Source organism: Hymenobacter montanus, from assembly GCF_014699115.1.
Lineage (GTDB): Bacteria > Bacteroidota > Bacteroidia > Cytophagales > Hymenobacteraceae > Hymenobacter > Hymenobacter montanus.
The window spans coordinates 1-16,386 of the sequence record NZ_JACXAD010000007.1 but is presented as its reverse complement, the minus strand read 5'-3'; the positions used below and the strand labels follow the sequence as shown (position 1 = coordinate 16,386).

Here is a 16,386-nt window from a genome sequence, read left to right as displayed (position 1 = left end):
TTTAAAACAATAATGCCGGAGTGGTGAGTTTGGCGTTCCGTCCTTTCTAGGTTCGCCAAACCCGAGCAACGAGCTACTGAGCCCGGATGTGTAATTTTGCGCGTTGTTGCTTCTCTACGATATTGCCCTGCGGCTGTATGGCCTGCTGTTGCGCCTCCTGGCGCCGTTTGTGCCCAAGGCAGCGGCCTGGGTAGCCGGCCGCCGGGGGCTGCTGGCCCACATACGCCATACCCTGGGTGCCGACCCCGCCCCGCGGGTGTGGTTCCATTGTGCCTCGCTGGGGGAGTTCGAACAGGGCCGGCCCCTGCTGGAAGCGTATCGGCAGGCCCACCCCGGCACCAAAGTAGTGCTGACGTTCTTCTCGCCCTCGGGCTACGAAATTCGTAAAAACTGGCCGGGGGCCGATTTTATCTTCTACCTGCCGCTCGACACGCGGGGCAATGCCCAGGCCTTCCTCGAGACAGTGCAGCCCCGGCTGGTGGTATTTGTGAAGTACGAATTCTGGTATCATTTCCTGAGCGAAGCCCAGCAGCGGGGCATTCCCACCATCATAGTCTCGGCTATCTTCCGGGCCGACCAGGTTTTCTTCCGGCCCTGGGGTGCTTTCTTCCGCCGGATTCTGACCCGCTTCACGCACATCTTTACCCAGAACGAAGCCTCGGCGGCCTTGCTGCGGGAGATAGGGCTGACGCGGGTAAGCGTGGCCGGCGACACCCGCTTTGATACCGTGGTGGCGACGGCGGCGGCTCCGCCCCGGCCCTTACCGCTGGTCGACGCCTTCGTGGCCGATGGCGCGCCGGTGCTGGTGGTGGGCAGCAGTTGGCCCGAAGATTTGCCTGCCCTGCTCCCGCTGCTGCGCCGCTATCAGCCCCACCTGCGGGTGCTCATGGCTCCGCACGAAATCAGCGAAACCAACCTGCGGCTAGTGGAAACCGCGCTCCCGGGCCAGGTGCTGCGCTATTCGCAGGCGCAGGCGACCACCGTGGCGCAGGCCCGCCTGCTGCTTTTCGATAATGTTGGGCTGCTCAGCCAGCTCTACCGATTTGGCCGGTTTGCTTACATTGGCGGCGCCTTTGGCAAGGGCCTGCACAATACCCTGGAAGCGGCGGCCTTTGGTCTGCCCTTGTTCTTCGGGCCCACGTACGGAAAGTTTCAGGAAGCTCTGGAGCTGGTAGCCTTGAAATGCGCGTTTCCGGTGCGGAACGCGGGAGAGCTGGAAGCCGCCTTTACGCCCCTGTGGCTTAACGAAGCCGCCCGCCTACAACTGCAAGACACCATCCTCGACTATGTGCACGGCCGGGCCGGGGCCACGGCTCAGATCTTGCAAGAGTTAGCCGTAATGGGTGAAAAATGAAGAATTACTCGCGGCGGCTCACGGCGGAGTGGTGGCACGAATGCCCCGCAGGGGTTCGTGCCACCACTAATTCCATAACGATGCCTACTTACCTTCTCATTAATAGTCCATCCGTACACCACTACTCTTCAGAACCATTAGCGCTTGCTACATAGTGGTGCCACGAACCCCTGCGGGGCATTCGTGCCACCACTCCGCCGTTCTATTTTCTCACGAGCTTTCTTCTCTTCCTCCTCATGTTGCACGGCACTGTTGTTAAATCTACCGGCTCGTGGTACGTGGTACGCGGCACCGAAACCGGGCAGCTTTACCGCTGCCGGCTGCGGGGCAAATTCAAGATCAAGGGCTTGAAGGTGAGCAACCCGCTAGCCGTGGGCGACCACGTACAGTTTGCCGTGGAAGCTCAGGCGGAGGGCGCCGCCGTCATCTCCCACATCGCGCCGCGGCGCAACTACATCATCCGGCGCTCGGTGCACAAAGCCGGGCACTCGCACATCGTGGCCGCCAACCTCGACCAGGCCCTGCTGGTGGTGACGCTGGTTTCGCCAGCTACCTCTTTTGGGTTTATCGACCGGTTTTTGGTTACGGCCGAGGCGTACCACGTTCCGGTTACCCTGCTCTTCAACAAAACCGATTTGTACGACGCCGATGGGTTCGAGTACCAGGCCGAAATTGCCGGCATGTACGCCAGCCTGGGCTACCCCAGCCGCACCTGCGCGGCTAGCAAGGGCGAGGGCGTGGCCGAAATCGACCAGCTACTCGACGGCAAGGTGAGCTTGCTGGCCGGCCATTCCGGCGTGGGCAAGAGCACGCTTATCAACGCGCTGGTGCCCGACCTCGACTTGAAAACGGCCGAAATCAGTGAGTTCTCGGACAAGGGCGTCCACACCACCACGTTTGCTGAGATGCTGGAAGTCCGCCCCGGCACGTTCATCATCGATACGCCCGGCATTAAGGAGCTGGGCCTCGTAGAAATTCCGCCCGCTGAGCTGGCGGGCTATTTTCCCGAAATGCGCGCCTTGCTCAACCAGTGCCGCTACCACAATTGCCAGCATACCCACGAGCCCGGCTGCGTCGTGCGCGCAGCCGTCGACGAGGGTCGAATCGCACTACCACGCTACGACAGCTACTTGAGTATGCTGGCGGGCGAAGACAACCGGCACTAATGCCGGGGCTACGATGCGGTGGTGGCTATTGCCCGGATGCGGAAGATTCCACGCCTCAAGAACAACATGAATCCTTCCTGTACAGGCCACTACGCCTTGAAATGCAAAAAGCCCCGACTCGGTCATGAGTCGGGGCTTCTCCTTTTAAGGGCTGGTTACCTTGGGCCGTAGTCCATGTCCTTACCATCAGCCGCCCCTCTCCTGGGGTTTTGCGCCCAATGCGAACTGGGCCCTGGGGTAAGGGTCCCTCTCACCGCATCAGCGCGGCTCCCAAATTGCTACTACTTCTTGGCTAGGGGCAGCACCACGCCGTCAATCACGTGGGTTACGCCGTTGCTGGAAATAACGTCTGGGATTTGCACGGTGGCGGGAGCATCCTTGCCGTTGCCGACCATCACCTTGCCGTCCTTAACCGAGATGTGCAGCTTCTCGCCGTTTACGGTGGTCAGCTCCTGGCCGTCTTTCAAGTCGGCGGCTACCAGACGGCCGGGGATGACGTGGTAAGTCAGGACGCCCTTGAGTTTTTCTTTGCTGGCCGGGTCCATCAGGCCGGCAACCGCGCCTTTGGGCAGCTTGTCGAAGGCCGCATTAGTGGGCGCGAATACCGTGAAGGGACCAGGGCCGCTCAGGGTTTCAATTAAGCCGGCCTGGGTCACGGCCGCAACCAGCGTGCTGACGCTTTTGGCCCCCGCGGCATTCTGCACAATGTTTTTGTCGGCGGTCATGGCAACGCCATCGACCATTACCCCTTCGGGTTTGGCCATCCGGGCCGAGTCGCCGGCCATGGCGGCCAGGGAATCACTGGGGTTGACGGTACCCGCGGCACCGGTTTCGGTAGTGGCGGGCTTGTCGTTGCCGCAGCTGGCGAGCACCAGCGAAGTGGCCAAGGTCGCCAGCAGGGAAGCAATGTTTTTTTTCATGGAAAAGGCTATTAGAAAAGTAATAGAGAAAAATAGTCCAAATTGGTCGTGGAGCTTACGAATAACATCGCGGTTCGGATGTTGCCCTAGTTAGCCTATCCTTACCTTCGCCCCCGCAAAAGCGTTATTGCTTTTCATCCCACCCTTTAATTCGCTAAATCCGCGATCCATGAAAACTGCCGAAATCCACACCAAGAAAGGGGTTATGAAGGTTGAGTTCTACGAGCAGGACGCCCCTAAGACCGTCAAGAACTTTATCGATCTGGCCGAGAAAGGCTACTACGACGGCCTGAAATTTCATCGGGTCATTCCCAATTTTGTCATTCAGGGCGGCTGCCCCAACACCCGCGCCGGCGCCAAGGGCCAGCCCGGCACGGGCGGCCCCGGCTACAAGATCGACTGTGAAACCAGTGGCGGGCATCAGTACCACGAACGCGGCGCGCTGAGCATGGCCCACGCCGGCAAAAACACGGGCGGCTCGCAGTTCTTCATCGTCCACGACCGTCAAAATACCGCTCACCTCGACGGCGTGCACACCGTGTTCGGCAAAGTGGTGGAAGGCATCGATGTGGTCGACCAGATTCAGGCTAACGACGAAATCGAGAAAATCGTCGTGAAGGAAGAGTAAGCTCTAGCTCTTCGAACAATAAAAAAGACCGGCCGCGCAGCCGGTCTTTTTTATTGTTACCTCCCCTCAAACCGGCCGTAAGAATCAAACTTCATACTGGGCAATGGATAAGGGCCAAGGATAAGCACCGGTTTGGCATTCAACTCCCCAGATGCTACCTCGCTGTCATCGGCTAAATAGCTTTCGCCCCGCTCGAATACAATGCCATAGTATGGGTCCGTTGGCCTATCAGGGTGTGTAAATGAAACCCATACTGTCAACTCATAGCGAGCCGACAGCATTTGCCCCAACCATAGCTGCCTTTCTTCAACTCTTTCCCTTGGCAAATTATAGATGCTTAAACGACAAGGGAATAGAGGCAGGCTGTCTGACTCCGCATCGAGTTCAAACCAGATATGAGTATCAACGTCAGGATTAAGGTCAGGCGGAGCATCTTTCCCTTTCATCATATCCCATTCGAACACGATCAGACTTGGCATCGCCGACTGCAACAGCGCTTTGGCTTCTGCTGAAGTTATCGCCCGGCTCAAAAAAATTTCTTCCATAACCTGGAAAACATCGCTCAAGAAGCAGTAGCCTCGTATTTAAGCAGCTTACTTGCTGGTCGGACTCTCTATTTCCTTTACCAGCTCTCCGTACCACCCTTCCCCGTACTTGCGAATCAGCGGCTCCTTCAGGAATTGGTAGACCTTCACGCCCAGCATGCCACCGAACGCACAGGCGGGGCTGCAGATACCCCAACGGTCGTAATTCAGGGCGTCAAACCCGTCGTACTTCGTGATGCGAATGGGGTATAAATGGCAGCTGATGGGTTTTTTGAAGGTGGTAGCGCCGGCTAGGTAGGCTTGCTCGATGCCGCATTTCAGGATGCCACGCTCGTCGTAGAGCGAGTAGGCGCACTCCCGGTCGTTGATGGTCGTGGTGCTGAAGTCGCCCTCCCAATCCTTGATGTAGAGCCCCTGGGCTTCGATGGCGGCGCGGCCGGCCTCGGTAAGAAAGGGCTTGATGTTGGCGTACTCCTGCTCCAGAATCCGCAACTCGGGCTCTTCGAGCGGGGCCCCGAGGTCGCCTTCCACGCAGCAGGCTCCCTTGCAGGCTTCGAGGTTGCAGACGAAAAAGTTGTCGGCGATGTCGTCGGAGATGACCGTTTCTTGAATAATGATCATTTGTTTTCGAGAAGAGGGCAGCAAAGATACCTCTCCGCCAAGCCCTAGGCGTTGTGAGTCACGCCTGCCATCATGATTGCGATACCGACCGGTAACAACGCATGGGCGGCCAGCATTCCTTTTGCCACCGCGCCGCGGTAGCTCAACAGGTAGGTGACGATGGTAACAACGGCCCCACCGGCGCCAATCCCAAGCGTGGCCAGGCCAGTCAAGAACGGCAAGCCGGGGTTGCACCTATCAGCCACCGGCATAAACTGAGCCAGGACCAGGGTCCCCCTAAACCAATGGTGTAAAAGAGGAGGATCCCGAAAAATCCCCGCTGCAAATAAGCCAGTTGAAGCAAAGACGGAAAAGCCATAAACGTAAATAATGCCGTTGCTAAAGAACTTAACGCTACCTAAGTTTATTAGTAGTCCAGCGCAAGCCTTTCCGGCCTCACTATCAAATGTAGTACCTTTGCCGCTATAGATAGGGGCTTGTTTTACCTGAATAATGGCACTAGATTATTTATCCCTCCTGAACCCGTCGCAGGCCGCGGCGGTGCTGCAAACCGAAGGCCCGTGCATGATTATCGCCGGGGCGGGCTCGGGCAAAACCAGGGTGCTCACCTACCGCATCGCCAACCTGCTGGAGAAAGGCGTCGACCCATTCAACATCCTCGCCCTCACCTTTACCAACAAGGCTGCCAAGGAGATGCGCGCCCGGGTAGAAAAGGTGGTCGGCCCCGCCGCCCGCAGCCTATGGATGGGTACCTTCCACTCGGTGTTTGCCAAAATTCTGCGCTCCGAGGCCGACAAGATCGGCTACCCCCGCAGCTTCACTATCTACGACACGCAGGATTCGAAAACCCTGATTGGCCAGATTGTGAAAGAGCTGGAGCTGGACGACAAACTCTACAAGCCCAGCCTGGTGCTCGGCCGCATCTCGGCCGCCAAGAACAAGCTGATCTCGGTTAACCAATACCTCAGCGACGCGGCCATCAAGGCCGACGACGAGGCGGCCCTCCGGCCCAAGATCGGGGTGCTGTACCAGCAGTACCAGCAGCGCTGCTTCAAGGCCGGGGCCATGGATTTCGACGACCTGCTCTTCAACACCAACGTGCTGTTTAAGGAGCACACCGACGTGCTGAACAAGTACCAGAACATGTTCCGGTTCGTGATGGTGGACGAGTACCAGGACACGAACTACTCGCAGTATCTTATTACCCGCAAGCTGGCTGCCAAGGAGCGCAACATCTGCGTGGTGGGCGACGACGCGCAGAGCATTTACGCCTTCCGCGGGGCCGACATTACCAACATCCTCAATTTCGAAAAGGACTACCCGGAATTGCAGGTGTTTAAACTGGAGCAGAATTACCGCTCAACCAAAAACATCGTGTGGGCGGCCAATTCCGTCATTAAAAACAACCAGGCGCAGTTGCGCAAGGACGTTTATTCTGAGAACGAGGAAGGCACGCTGATTGAGGTGCTGAAAGCCGCTTCCGACAACGAGGAAGGCAAGCTGGTGGCCAATTCCATCTACGAGGACAAGATGAATGGCCATCTTTCCTACGACAACTTCGCCATTCTCTACCGCACCAACGCGCAAAGCCGGGCGATGGAAGAAGCCCTGCGCAAGTTAAATATCCGGTACAAGATTGTGGGGGGCCTCTCCTTCTATCAGCGCAAGGAAATCAAAGACCTGGTGGCTTATTTGCGGCTGACGGTAAACCAGAACGACGAGCAGGCTCTGCGCCGGGTAATTAATTATCCGAAGCGCGGCATCGGCGACACCACGATCAGCAAATTGATTACCACCGCCGACGAGCACAACCACTCGCTGTGGGAAGTGGTAGCCAATGCCGACCAGTTTATGCCGGCGCGGGTGGCGAACCCGGTGGTGGGCTTTGCCGAGAAAATCAAGAGCTACCTGGTAGTCGCGGCCAAGGAAGACGCATTTGAAGCCGCCAAGTTCATCGCCAAAAACTCGGGCATGCTCGAGGAGCTGTACGCCGACAAGAGCATCGAGGGCCTCTCCCGCTACGAAAACATCCAGGAGCTGCTCAACGGCATCAAGGAATACGTCGATGACCCCGAGCGGGAAGACAAAAGCCTGGGCGCCTTCCTGCAGGACATTGCCCTGGTGACGGACTCCGACGTGAAGGACGCTCAGCAGGATGGGGAAGCCGTGACGCTGATGACGATTCACTCGGCCAAGGGCCTGGAATTTCGCAATGTGTACATCGTGGGCCTGGAGGAAAACCTCTTTCCGAGCCAGATGATGATTACCTCGCGGGCCGACCTGGAGGAAGAGCGGCGGCTGTTTTACGTGGCTATCACGCGGGCCGAAAAGAAGCTGACCCTGAGCTACGCCACCTCCCGCTACCAGTGGGGCAACCTGCGCAGCTGCGAGAAGAGCCGCTTCCTGGATGAGATTGACCCGCAGTACGTAAACTTCAAATTCGCCGCCGGGCCGGGCGCGGGCGAGTCGCCCTTCCAGCACGTATTTGAGCGGCGCTCGAATCTGATTCCCACCGCGCCCCGTAAAACGGCAGCCACCAAATACGTGGCGCCGGCCGACTTCACTCCGTCCGACACCTCCCAGCTGCGGAGTGGGCAGCGCGTGGAGCACGCCAAGTTTGGCTTCGGGGTGGTGAGCCAGCTCGAAACCCAGCAAGGCACCACCAAGGCCACTATTCTATTCGAAGAAGTGGGCGAGAAGGTGCTGCTGCTGAGCTTCGCCAAGCTGCGCGTGCATTAACGGTTTACCAGCCGGCCGGCCCTATCTTTGGCCCGGGCCAGCCCCGGGCGGACCCCTATTATACTTTATGACCGACCTTACCTCCCTGCCCTTCCACCTGCAACTGCTGGTGCGCGAATACGGGCACAGCACCTACCAGCTTATCCAGGGCCTGGCCCAGATTGAGGACGTAGCCGAACGCAGCAAACGCGCCGCCCAGCTGGTGCAGCTCATGCTGCGCCTGCAGCCCGCGTTGCGCGACTTGCCCGAAGTGCAAACCCGCCTCTGGAACCACCTGCACGCTATGGCCGGCGAGGATGTCGCCCTGGATGCGCCCGTGCCCCTGCGCAGCCTCACGGTACGCACGCAGAAGCCGACCCGCGTTCCTTACCCGCGCCAGGGCCCCCGGCTGCGCGCTTACGGGGCGGCCGTGGAAGCCCTCATCGCCAAGGCCGTCACCCTCGAAGACCCGGCCGAGCGGGAGCAGGCCACCGTACAGATTGGCCGGACGATGAAGTTCCTGTACCGCCAGCACAACAAGGAAAACGCCAAGGACGTGACCATCCTGCGCCACCTGGGCGAATTGTCGGGTGGCCAGCTCCGGCTCGACCCGGCCATCGTCGACAGCGAAAACCTGTTTGAGATGCCCGGCGGCCCGGCCCGCTCCCAGGCCTTCATCGTGCCCCAGCCCCAACTGCGCGACCGGCGCGACAACCGCGAGGGCCGCAATGGCTTCGGCAACAAAAACGGCAAAAAGCGCAAAAAAGGGCGCCAGGACCCGCAGCAGCCGCCCCAGTAGCCAGCGACTATCTTGTTGAACGTCATGCGGCGACTAGCTCAGCATGACGTTCTTTTTATTCTTCGATCTATTAGCATCTGACAACCAATCTAATGGCTGCATTTGAAGTACGCGGCGGCAAAGCTCTGCGCGGTGAAATCACGCCCCAGGGCGCCAAAAACGAAGCGCTCCAGATTCTCTGCGCCGTCTTGCTCACACCCGAGCCGGTTACCATCAGCAATATTCCCGACATCCGCGACGTCAATAAGCTGATTGAGCTGCTGCGTGATATGGGGGTGAAAGTCGGCAAGCTGGCCTCGGATACCTACATTTTCCAGGCCGAGAACGTAAACCTCGACTACATGGACTCGGCCGAATTCGCGGCCCAGGCCGGCGCGCTGCGCGGCTCGGTTATGATTCTGGGTCCTATGCTGGGCCGTTTCGGCCGCTGCCAGCTGCCCAAGCCGGGCGGCGACAAAATTGGCCGCCGCCCCATGGACACGCACTTCCTGGGCCTGGAGAAGCTCGGCGGCAAGCTCACGCTCGAAGGCACCGACTTCTACCGTATCAAGGCCGATGGCAAGCTCCGGGGCACCTACATGTTGCTGGATGAAGCCTCGGTAACCGGCACGGCCAACATCCTCATGGCGGCGGTGTTGGCGGAGGGCACCACCACGATTTACAACGCAGCCTGCGAGCCCTACCTCCAGCAGCTCTGCCGGATGCTCGTGCGCATGGGCGCCAACATCCAGGGCATCGGCTCGAACTTACTCACGATTGAAGGCGTGGAGCACCTGGGCGGCACCGAGCACCGCATGCTGCCCGACATGATTGAAGTTGGCTCCTTCATCGGCCTGGCCGCCATGACGGGCTCGGAAATCACCATCAAGGATTGCCAGATTCCGCAGCTCGGCCTCATCCCGGACACGTTCCGCAAGCTGGGCATTCAGCTCGAATTCCGGGGCGACGACATCTACATTCCTGCCCAGACGCACTACGAAATCGCCACCTACCTCGACGGCTCCGTGCTGACCATCTCGGATCATACCTGGCCCGGCTTCACGCCTGATCTACTCAGCATCGTGCTGGTGGTGGCCTGCCAGGCCCAGGGCACGGTGCTCATTCATCAGAAGATGTTCGAGAGCCGCCTGTTCTTCGTCGACAAGCTCATCGACATGGGCGCCCAGATTATTCTCTGCGACCCGCACCGGGCCACCGTCATCGGCCTCGACCAGCGCACCCGCCTGCGCGGCATCACCATGACCTCGCCCGACATCCGGGCCGGGGTGGCCCTGCTCATCGCGGCCCTCTCGGCTGAGGGCACCAGCACCATCCTCAACGTGGAGCAGATTGACCGTGGCTACCAGGCCATCGACCAGCGCCTGAATGCGCTCGGAGCCGATATTCGGCGCGTGTAAGTGGGCTTTGGGCTGCTGAACTCTGACCTCCTGATTTCTCAGCGCTGGGTTTTCAACTCTTGCTCTCCGGTTCTCGTCCTATTTTTTCTTGGACTTAGATGGGTTACTTCGGTTCGAGGGTCAGCATTAAAGCTGATTTCTCACTTATGTACGCCCTGAACCATGAAAAAATCTATTTCCGCGCTACTCCTAGGTTTACTCGCCTTGCTGAGTAACTGCGCCAGCAAGCACGAGCAGTCGGCGGAGGCAACGACTGACACCGAGACGGTAGTGGCAGGCAACGCTCAGGATGAGAGTGCAAAAAAGGAGGCAGAAGCAGACTATGCGGCGCCTGCCGAAAGCAGCGACGAGGTTCACTTCACTCCCCCGGCGGCCCCCACCAGTACTGCCCCCCGCCCCCGCCTGCTCATCTACCACGCCGAGCTGCGCCTGCGGGTAGAAAACGTGGCCCGCACCACGGGGCAGCTCGACAGCCTCGTGCGGCGTAGCGGCGGCTACCTGAGCGCCGCTGCCGAAACCCGCGACGAGGACGGCCGCAACGAGTGGCGCCAGGAAATGACCATCCGGGTCCGTCCCGGCGGCTTTCAGTCGCTGCTTAGCAGCATCAGCCGCTTGGGCACCGTGGAAATCAAAAAGCTCAGCACCGACGACGTGACGGCCCAGCACGCCGACATAACGGCCCGTCTGGCTACCAAGCGGGCCGTGGAGCAGCGCTACGTGGCCCTGTTGCAACAGGCGAAACGAATTAAAGACGTCCTCGACATTGAGGAGAAAATCGGTGAGGTGCGGGAGGAAATCGAAAGCACCGAAAGCCGCCTCAAGACCCTGAACGACGAGGTTGCGTACTCGACCATCACCCTTACCTGCTACCAGCCCCTGGCCCAGCCCACCCCCAATGCGCCCATCGTTTCGCTGGGCAGCCGCCTGCTGGAGGGCCTGTACGACGGCTGGAGCCTGCTGACCGAGCTGCTGGTGAGCCTGGTTAGCAGCTGGCCTCTGCTGTTGCTAGCCGGAGTAGTTAGCTGGCTCGTCTACCGGCGGTGGCGCCGGGCCCGGGCGGCCAAGGGCTAAGAAAAACACCCGTCGCCTAGGGGCCGGACAGAAAATTCTCCCTGAAAATAGCCCGGCCCCGTAAGGTCGGGCTATAAATTTTTATACAAGTTGGGTTACCTAAGCCAATAAGTTAGATAAAAAGGTAGCTGCGCAGCTGTTTTTTCTCAAACTCAGCTTTCCCCCTTTTCTTTCCGATGAAACGTCTCATTTATCCTGTCCTGATCGGACTAGGGCTGGTAGGATGCAGCCAATCCAAATCTAGTAACGAACAAGCGGAGGTCGCCACCGAAATGGCGGCGGAGGCGCCCGGTACCCCGGTCGCAGGGCGCAATGCCCCGGCCCGCCAAGCCGAGCGAAGCGTCATCTACGAAGGTCAGCTAGATCTTGAGGTTGATGATTTTGAGCAGACCACAACGGCTATCGACCATTTGCTTGAGCAGCACTGGGCTTATCTGAGTACCGCCCACGAAACCCGGGCCAATGGTCAGCATCGCCAGGAAATGACGCTGAAAGTCAAACCCTCCGAGTTCCTCCCCTTGATTGCCGCACTGGGCAAGCTTGGGCGTATCACGAACAAAGACATCTCATCGGCCGATGTAACGGCTGACGTTCTGGCCGCAACGACTACGCTGGCGGCCAAACAGAAAGCGGAAGCCAAATACCAACAGCTGCTGGCCGCTACAACTAACCCCGCCGAAGTTCGGCGGCTGGGCGACCTGGCCCGCGAATCACACCTCGACATCGCCGACGCCCAAGCTAAGCTACAACAGTTTGGTACCCGTAGCGCCTGGGCCACGCTCACGCTACGCTATTCCCAGGTGCTCCCCACCCCCGCTCCTAGCTCGCCAATGCCCGATTTCGCGCCGCGCTTTCTCGAAGCTTTTTACCGCGGCTGGTCGATTTTGCTCGGGTTTATCGTGGTGCTCACTAATCTATGGCCCCTCCTGCTGCTGGGTGGCATCGGTACCTGGGGCCTGCGTAAGTTTCAGCATAAGAAGTCATTGTAAATTTTCACAAATTATTGTTTCTCTAACCAATTCGACAGCGACTTAGTTAATTCAACGAACTCTTCATCTTTAGCCACATATACATTGGATGGAAAGACCTGCAATAGTTCCTTTATGTACTTTTTGCAATCCGTTAGAGTGCTAGAGTCTTGTAGACGTATAATCAGGTTCAAAAGCGTTTCCAACCTATCTTTAAAATAAACAGCAAATCTTATACCGCGCCCGGACTTCTCATGTGCATCTAATAAAATATAATTATACTCCGCAACATAAGCGCTTTCAATATCCATTGTTTCGCTTCTATATTCCATAACTGCTTCAGGAATACATAATTCTCCTCTTTCAAAGGCTTTAGCTCTTTGTGGTCCTTGCCAGCCTGCATTAGCTAAGACTCGAATTATTTGAGCACGTTTTTGTAACTGCTCTTCCGTCATTTCATATTTACGCATTTCAACTATTCTGTTAAATTTCAGTAATCGCGGGCGCCGGCAAGGCCAATCCCAGCTAGTGCGCACGGAAGAATAAACGTAAAAGGCGCTTCTGCGGGGACAGAAGCGCCTTTTCACTATCAGCAATGGTGCCTGCCGGAGTGGTGCTACGAAGCCAGCTAAATAACTTAGGGCCCATCCCACCAGGCCTCACTGCGTCTCCATTAGCTAATTCTTAGTTTTTGGGAATAACAAAGCATCAACAGATTAAATCAGTACAAAAGGATTTCCCTATTGTTACTGAAGGAGCAGGTATAGCTATTTTATCAGGTTTTCTGACTTTCCTCGAAAAGTTGATACGTTTCTCTTCTCAGACTAACGATTAGTGCTTTCTCCTCCATTGTAAGGCTTGCTCCTTTCTCTTTAGCAACACCTTCAATAGCATTGATCAATTCATAAAGGACGTAGACTGTTCCCTCTCCCTTCAGGCTACTTCCTCTTAGCTTTTCAACATGTTGCACAAACTCTTCTTCGGATACCTGCTCTACATCATCTTTCCCAAACCTAACTCTGCTTAAATACTTCATTCCATAGTCGAATCTGCCGGTCTCAAAATTGTATTTGAGGACGTTCAGGCCACCATCTTCAGTGGGCACTACTTTAATGGGGCGCTCGACTACGATGTAGTACTCCGGTAGGTCTACTGCCATAGGCCGTTCTTGTTCAAGTCATCTGAAAAATTTCTCTAGCGCATGCTTCAAAGCATTATCATACATTCGTCGCATTTGCATCAATTCAATTTTTCTCAGATACGTACCGCACCGTAAGTTGTATGCTGTATGGTCGCCTGTTCAACAAGAGTTTCGATGCTACGAATCACATCAAATAAATTGGGTTCCATAACCAAAACCTCATAAAGCCCCAGGTTAGTCCACCACCAAATCAACTACTGCGTTCACCAGCGACAACGCTATGCTGAACAGCAGCGCGTTGAGGAAGCCGTGTACGTCGAAAGTGGCCATCAGGTAGTCCGCCATTTTTACGATGATAACGTTGATAACGATCAGAAACAGGCCCAGCGTCAGCACCGTGATGGGGAAGCCCAGAACCTTGAGAATGGGCTTCACAATGGCGTTGAGGATGCCCAGCACAATCACCAGAATGGCGGCGCTGCCGACGCCGCCCAGCACTACGCCCGGCAGCACCAGGCTCAGGCCATACACCAGCACCGCGGTGAGAATAAATTTGAGAAGAAAGCTTATCATGAAAATAAAGGGTGAAGTGAAAGATGCCTACTCGCCCGCTTCCATTCCTTTGGCAACGAGGCGCCCCTGAGATACGGCCATCCAATTGCAAAGTTGGTAAAGCAGGCGGGCGCCTACTATGCCGTTCCACTCCGTATCGCCGGGGGCTACTTCGTTCAGGTCGCAGCCAATGATGGTAATGCCCGCCCGCACGATGGCCCGAATCAGATAGGTAGCTTCTTCAAACTCCAGGCCGCCGGGGACGGGTGTGCCAGTGCCGGGGCACAGTTTGGGGTCGAGCCCATCGATATCGAAGCTGATGTACACCTTGGGGGGAAGCTGGGCAATAATTTTACCGCACACCTTCTTCCAGGACTTTTTGGCGAACTTCTCCTCGCTCAGGAAGCGCTGGCTGAACAAGGCCACCCGGCCGTTGGAGTGGGCAATAAAATCGGCCTCCTGCTGGCACAGGTCGCGGATGCCCACTTGCACCAGCTTCTTCACCTGGGGTAGTTCCAAGGCATTGTACATGATGCTGGCGTGCGAATACCGGAAGCCCTCGTAAGCCGGCCGCAGGTCGCAGTGCGCGTCGAACTGCAAAATGGCAAACTCCTCGTGGCGCTCGGCCAGCGCGTGCAAGTAGCCCAGGGGGGTGCTATGGTCGCCGCCGAGCACCACTACGCCCTTGTGCTGGTCGAGCAGCGCGCCGGTTTTCTGTTTGAGCCACTCCAGCATCTGCTGGCCTTCGGCGTTGACCTGTTCCGGCACGGCCCCGAGCTTCTGCTCTTCGGCGGCCGGGCGGCCGGCCTCAATCCACTCAATGTATTCGGAGGCCTGGGGGCGCAGCTTGCGGCTCGCGGCGGCAATGGTTTCATCTTCGTCTTCCATAGCCAGGCCCAGCTTCCAGGCATCGGGCAGGTCCGGGTCGTAGAGGTCGACCTGCAGGGAGGCCTCGTGGATGGCAGCGGGCCCTTCGGCCGTGCCGGCCCGGTAGCTCACGGTCACTTCCCACGGCACGGGTACCACTACCACCTGAGCTTCCTCGGCGGTGAAAGGCAAACCAAACAGGCCGCCCGCCACGTCGCCGGGGGCATTAGGGTCGAAGGAAGCTATTTTTTGGGCTAGGGCAGCGTCAACTTTGGGCATCAAAACTTTACTTGGGTTGGTGAACTACAAAGCTAACGCCACCAAGGGAGTTCCGCTGGGCAACAGGGCTCTTACGCTTTGCGGTAGCGAATGACTTCCTATCCGTAATCACCGGCTGCAATACCCGAATGGCTTCGGCGGTCAGCTACTGCAAGTCGTCGGGTATCAGGTGTCTCCTCTACTTCCTTAATTTATAGCAGGTCTGAACCTGGGCAAATAAATCGCCAGCTAATCATGGATAAGTCAATAAAATCTTTAAAAATATTTACTCATTCAACTTGTGTTTCTTGCCTAACCGCTATTGCAGTACCACAATATAGTACAATCCAACTTAATAGAGGGCAAGCGATGGGGATAAGTCCTTCATGCTATCTGGTTCCTATGGCTACACTGATAATTCCTGGTTTATTTTTTATTGACAGAAAGGATAACAATCGTTTTAATAAGGTTTTCGGAATACTGACTCAGTGCCGTTTTTTACCATATTTTATTTACAAGGTAGTTCTCTATTATCGCGTAAATAATGATCCCGGGTTTGAAAAGGAACACTTTTACGGTCATTTCCCACCTCCTAATGAAGATTCATAGCTTGCATTCCTATTTTATTCTTTCAGAAAGACAAAAGGGTGATTTTTAGGGTCGCTCGGCCTTGACCAGTACCCAGGATAAAGGGCTATAGAAATAAGGATAAGCCTTGCGACAAGGGACTGATTTAAGGCACGCTCCGAGATAGCTGAGCAAGCTGAGCATGGCGTAGGTGCGGCCGTTGAGGTCTTGATGGTAGCTGTGCTGGCCACGGTGTGATATGCCAGCATAGTGAACACTTCCGCACCGCAAGCTTACTACCAGTTACTGACTCACGGACAAATAATGGGTCCGCACTAGATGAATGGAGATAGCGAACCCATCTTTAATAAGGTGATTCATAGCCTTGAGCACGGGCATTTTTCAAGATGCCTAACTTAGCGGGTGCAGCCCACATCAGGCACGTAGTTGGTCGAATTGACGACATTGTACTCCTTGAGCGCACGATCATGCTGAGCTAATCGACGCCTCTCTACCAGCCAGTTTTGACCCAACAAAGCGATAGAGCGGCTTCGCTAAGCTCAGTAAGCACGACATCCTTAACTGCTGCTGTTTGCCGACCTTCCCTTCCACAGACCCTAGGGTGTGTGGACAGTGTAGGGTTAATTTTGGGCTATGCGTCGCCATGAATTAAGTGACCTGGAATGGAAGTTAGTCGAACCGCATACCTTGGGTCGCCCCGGCACAGGCGGGGGTAGGGGCCGGGACAATCGACTGTTTGTCAATGCCGTTCTGTACCGCGTGCGTACGGGTATTTCGTGGCGCGACCTGCCCG

Annotated in this window: 17 protein-coding genes; 9 read left to right on the top strand and 8 right to left on the bottom strand. The window is 56.8% G+C overall.

Annotated elements, in window-relative coordinates; genetic code table 11:
- The first annotated feature begins 103 nt into the window (after window positions 1–103).
- Complete coding sequence (locus IC235_RS07700) at window positions 104–1,354, top strand: 3-deoxy-D-manno-octulosonic acid transferase (RefSeq protein WP_191004594.1); 1,251 nt, start codon at window positions 104–106, stop codon at window positions 1,352–1,354.
- A 236-nt stretch (window positions 1,355–1,590) separates the two neighbouring features.
- The gene (rsgA, locus tag IC235_RS07695) at window positions 1,591–2,520 is read left to right on the top strand and encodes a ribosome small subunit-dependent GTPase A (RefSeq protein ID WP_191004593.1); all 930 of its coding nucleotides are present in this window, start codon (window positions 1,591–1,593) and stop codon (window positions 2,518–2,520) included.
- Window positions 2,521–2,801: 281 nt separating this feature from the next.
- Here the strand turns inward: rsgA and IC235_RS07690 are convergent, their stop codons facing one another.
- A complete protein-coding gene (locus IC235_RS07690; protein ID WP_191004592.1) occupies window positions 2,802–3,440 on the bottom strand; it encodes a fasciclin domain-containing protein in 639 nt (212 codons plus the stop codon).
- Window positions 3,441–3,609: 169 nt separating this feature from the next.
- Between IC235_RS07690 and IC235_RS07685 the strand changes: the two genes are divergently transcribed.
- Complete coding sequence (locus IC235_RS07685; protein WP_191004591.1) at window positions 3,610–4,068, top strand: peptidylprolyl isomerase; 459 nt, start codon at window positions 3,610–3,612, stop codon at window positions 4,066–4,068.
- 56 nt (window positions 4,069–4,124) lie between these two features.
- Here the strand turns inward: IC235_RS07685 and IC235_RS07680 are convergent, their stop codons facing one another.
- Genes IC235_RS07680 through IC235_RS07670 form a run of 3 tightly spaced genes read right to left on the bottom strand, consistent with a single transcriptional unit; the run spans window position 4,125 to window position 5,446 of the window.
- A complete protein-coding gene (locus IC235_RS07680) occupies window positions 4,125–4,613 on the bottom strand; it encodes a hypothetical protein (RefSeq protein ID WP_191004590.1) in 489 nt (162 codons plus the stop codon).
- Between the two features lie 48 nt (window positions 4,614–4,661).
- Complete coding sequence (locus IC235_RS07675; RefSeq protein WP_191004589.1) at window positions 4,662–5,234, bottom strand: DUF3109 family protein; 573 nt, start codon at window positions 5,232–5,234, stop codon at window positions 4,662–4,664.
- Between the two features lie 44 nt (window positions 5,235–5,278).
- A complete protein-coding gene (locus tag IC235_RS07670; protein ID WP_191004588.1) occupies window positions 5,279–5,446 on the bottom strand; it encodes a hypothetical protein in 168 nt (55 codons plus the stop codon).
- 280 nt (window positions 5,447–5,726) lie between these two features.
- Here IC235_RS07670 and IC235_RS07665 point away from each other — a divergent pair, with 280 nt between their 5' ends.
- From IC235_RS07665 to IC235_RS07645, 5 genes are all read left to right on the top strand, one after another.
- Complete coding sequence (locus tag IC235_RS07665; RefSeq protein ID WP_191004587.1) at window positions 5,727–7,973, top strand: ATP-dependent helicase; 2,247 nt, start codon at window positions 5,727–5,729, stop codon at window positions 7,971–7,973.
- Window positions 7,974–8,040: 67 nt separating this feature from the next.
- Window positions 8,041–8,751 carry a DUF4290 domain-containing protein gene (locus tag IC235_RS07660; RefSeq protein ID WP_191004586.1) on the top strand — a complete coding sequence of 237 codons (711 nt, stop codon included), beginning with the start codon at window positions 8,041–8,043 and terminating at the stop codon, window positions 8,749–8,751.
- Between the two features lie 92 nt (window positions 8,752–8,843).
- Window positions 8,844–10,148: a UDP-N-acetylglucosamine 1-carboxyvinyltransferase gene (gene murA, locus IC235_RS07655; RefSeq protein WP_191004585.1), complete on the top strand. Its 1,305-nt coding sequence runs from the start codon at window positions 8,844–8,846 to the stop codon at window positions 10,146–10,148.
- A gap of 162 nt (window positions 10,149–10,310) precedes the next feature.
- Window positions 10,311–11,219, top strand: coding sequence for a DUF4349 domain-containing protein (locus IC235_RS07650; RefSeq protein WP_191004584.1), 909 nt, complete (start codon window positions 10,311–10,313; stop codon window positions 11,217–11,219).
- A 176-nt stretch (window positions 11,220–11,395) separates the two neighbouring features.
- Complete coding sequence (locus tag IC235_RS07645; RefSeq protein WP_191004583.1) at window positions 11,396–12,208, top strand: DUF4349 domain-containing protein; 813 nt, start codon at window positions 11,396–11,398, stop codon at window positions 12,206–12,208.
- 11 nt (window positions 12,209–12,219) lie between these two features.
- On the opposite strand, the gene IC235_RS07640 is transcribed toward IC235_RS07645, so the two are convergent.
- The 4 genes from IC235_RS07640 to IC235_RS07625 form a co-directional block, all read right to left on the bottom strand.
- Window positions 12,220–12,657 (bottom strand): hypothetical protein, encoded by a 438-nt coding sequence (locus IC235_RS07640; RefSeq protein WP_191004582.1) that lies wholly within the window; start codon window positions 12,655–12,657, stop codon window positions 12,220–12,222.
- Between the two features lie 305 nt (window positions 12,658–12,962).
- Window positions 12,963–13,346 (bottom strand): hypothetical protein, encoded by a 384-nt coding sequence (locus tag IC235_RS07635; RefSeq protein WP_191004581.1) that lies wholly within the window; start codon window positions 13,344–13,346, stop codon window positions 12,963–12,965.
- Between the two features lie 216 nt (window positions 13,347–13,562).
- Window positions 13,563–13,901: a phage holin family protein gene (locus tag IC235_RS07630; protein ID WP_223847140.1), complete on the bottom strand. Its 339-nt coding sequence runs from the start codon at window positions 13,899–13,901 to the stop codon at window positions 13,563–13,565.
- A 27-nt stretch (window positions 13,902–13,928) separates the two neighbouring features.
- Window positions 13,929–15,026: an agmatinase family protein gene (locus tag IC235_RS07625; protein WP_191004778.1), complete on the bottom strand. Its 1,098-nt coding sequence runs from the start codon at window positions 15,024–15,026 to the stop codon at window positions 13,929–13,931.
- A gap of 1,200 nt (window positions 15,027–16,226) precedes the next feature.
- Between IC235_RS07625 and IC235_RS22785 the strand changes: the two genes are divergently transcribed.
- Window positions 16,227–16,386: transposase (locus IC235_RS22785; protein ID WP_223847147.1), on the top strand; the 160-nt coding region annotated here is incomplete at its 3' end.

Coding starts and splice junctions, on each gene's coding strand:
- IC235_RS07680 (WP_191004590.1), bottom strand. CDS start 4,613: ATGGAAGAAATTTTTTTGAGCCGGGCGATAACTTCAGCAGAAGCCAAA.
- IC235_RS07685 (WP_191004591.1), top strand. CDS start 3,610: ATGAAAACTGCCGAAATCCACACCAAGAAAGGGGTTATGAAGGTTGAG.
- IC235_RS07650 (WP_191004584.1), top strand. CDS start 10,311: ATGAAAAAATCTATTTCCGCGCTACTCCTAGGTTTACTCGCCTTGCTG.
- murA (WP_191004585.1), top strand. CDS start 8,844: ATGGCTGCATTTGAAGTACGCGGCGGCAAAGCTCTGCGCGGTGAAATC.
- IC235_RS07665 (WP_191004587.1), top strand. CDS start 5,727: ATGGCACTAGATTATTTATCCCTCCTGAACCCGTCGCAGGCCGCGGCG.
- IC235_RS07660 (WP_191004586.1), top strand. CDS start 8,041: ATGACCGACCTTACCTCCCTGCCCTTCCACCTGCAACTGCTGGTGCGC.
- IC235_RS07645 (WP_191004583.1), top strand. CDS start 11,396: ATGAAACGTCTCATTTATCCTGTCCTGATCGGACTAGGGCTGGTAGGA.
- IC235_RS07635 (WP_191004581.1), bottom strand. CDS start 13,346: ATGGCAGTAGACCTACCGGAGTACTACATCGTAGTCGAGCGCCCCATT.
- IC235_RS07630 (WP_223847140.1), bottom strand. CDS start 13,901: ATGATAAGCTTTCTTCTCAAATTTATTCTCACCGCGGTGCTGGTGTAT.
- IC235_RS07640 (WP_191004582.1), bottom strand. CDS start 12,657: ATGCGTAAATATGAAATGACGGAAGAGCAGTTACAAAAACGTGCTCAA.
- IC235_RS07690 (WP_191004592.1), bottom strand. CDS start 3,440: ATGAAAAAAAACATTGCTTCCCTGCTGGCGACCTTGGCCACTTCGCTG.
- rsgA (WP_191004593.1), top strand. CDS start 1,591: ATGTTGCACGGCACTGTTGTTAAATCTACCGGCTCGTGGTACGTGGTA.
- IC235_RS07625 (WP_191004778.1), bottom strand. CDS start 15,026: ATGCCCAAAGTTGACGCTGCCCTAGCCCAAAAAATAGCTTCCTTCGAC.
- IC235_RS07675 (WP_191004589.1), bottom strand. CDS start 5,234: ATGATCATTATTCAAGAAACGGTCATCTCCGACGACATCGCCGACAAC.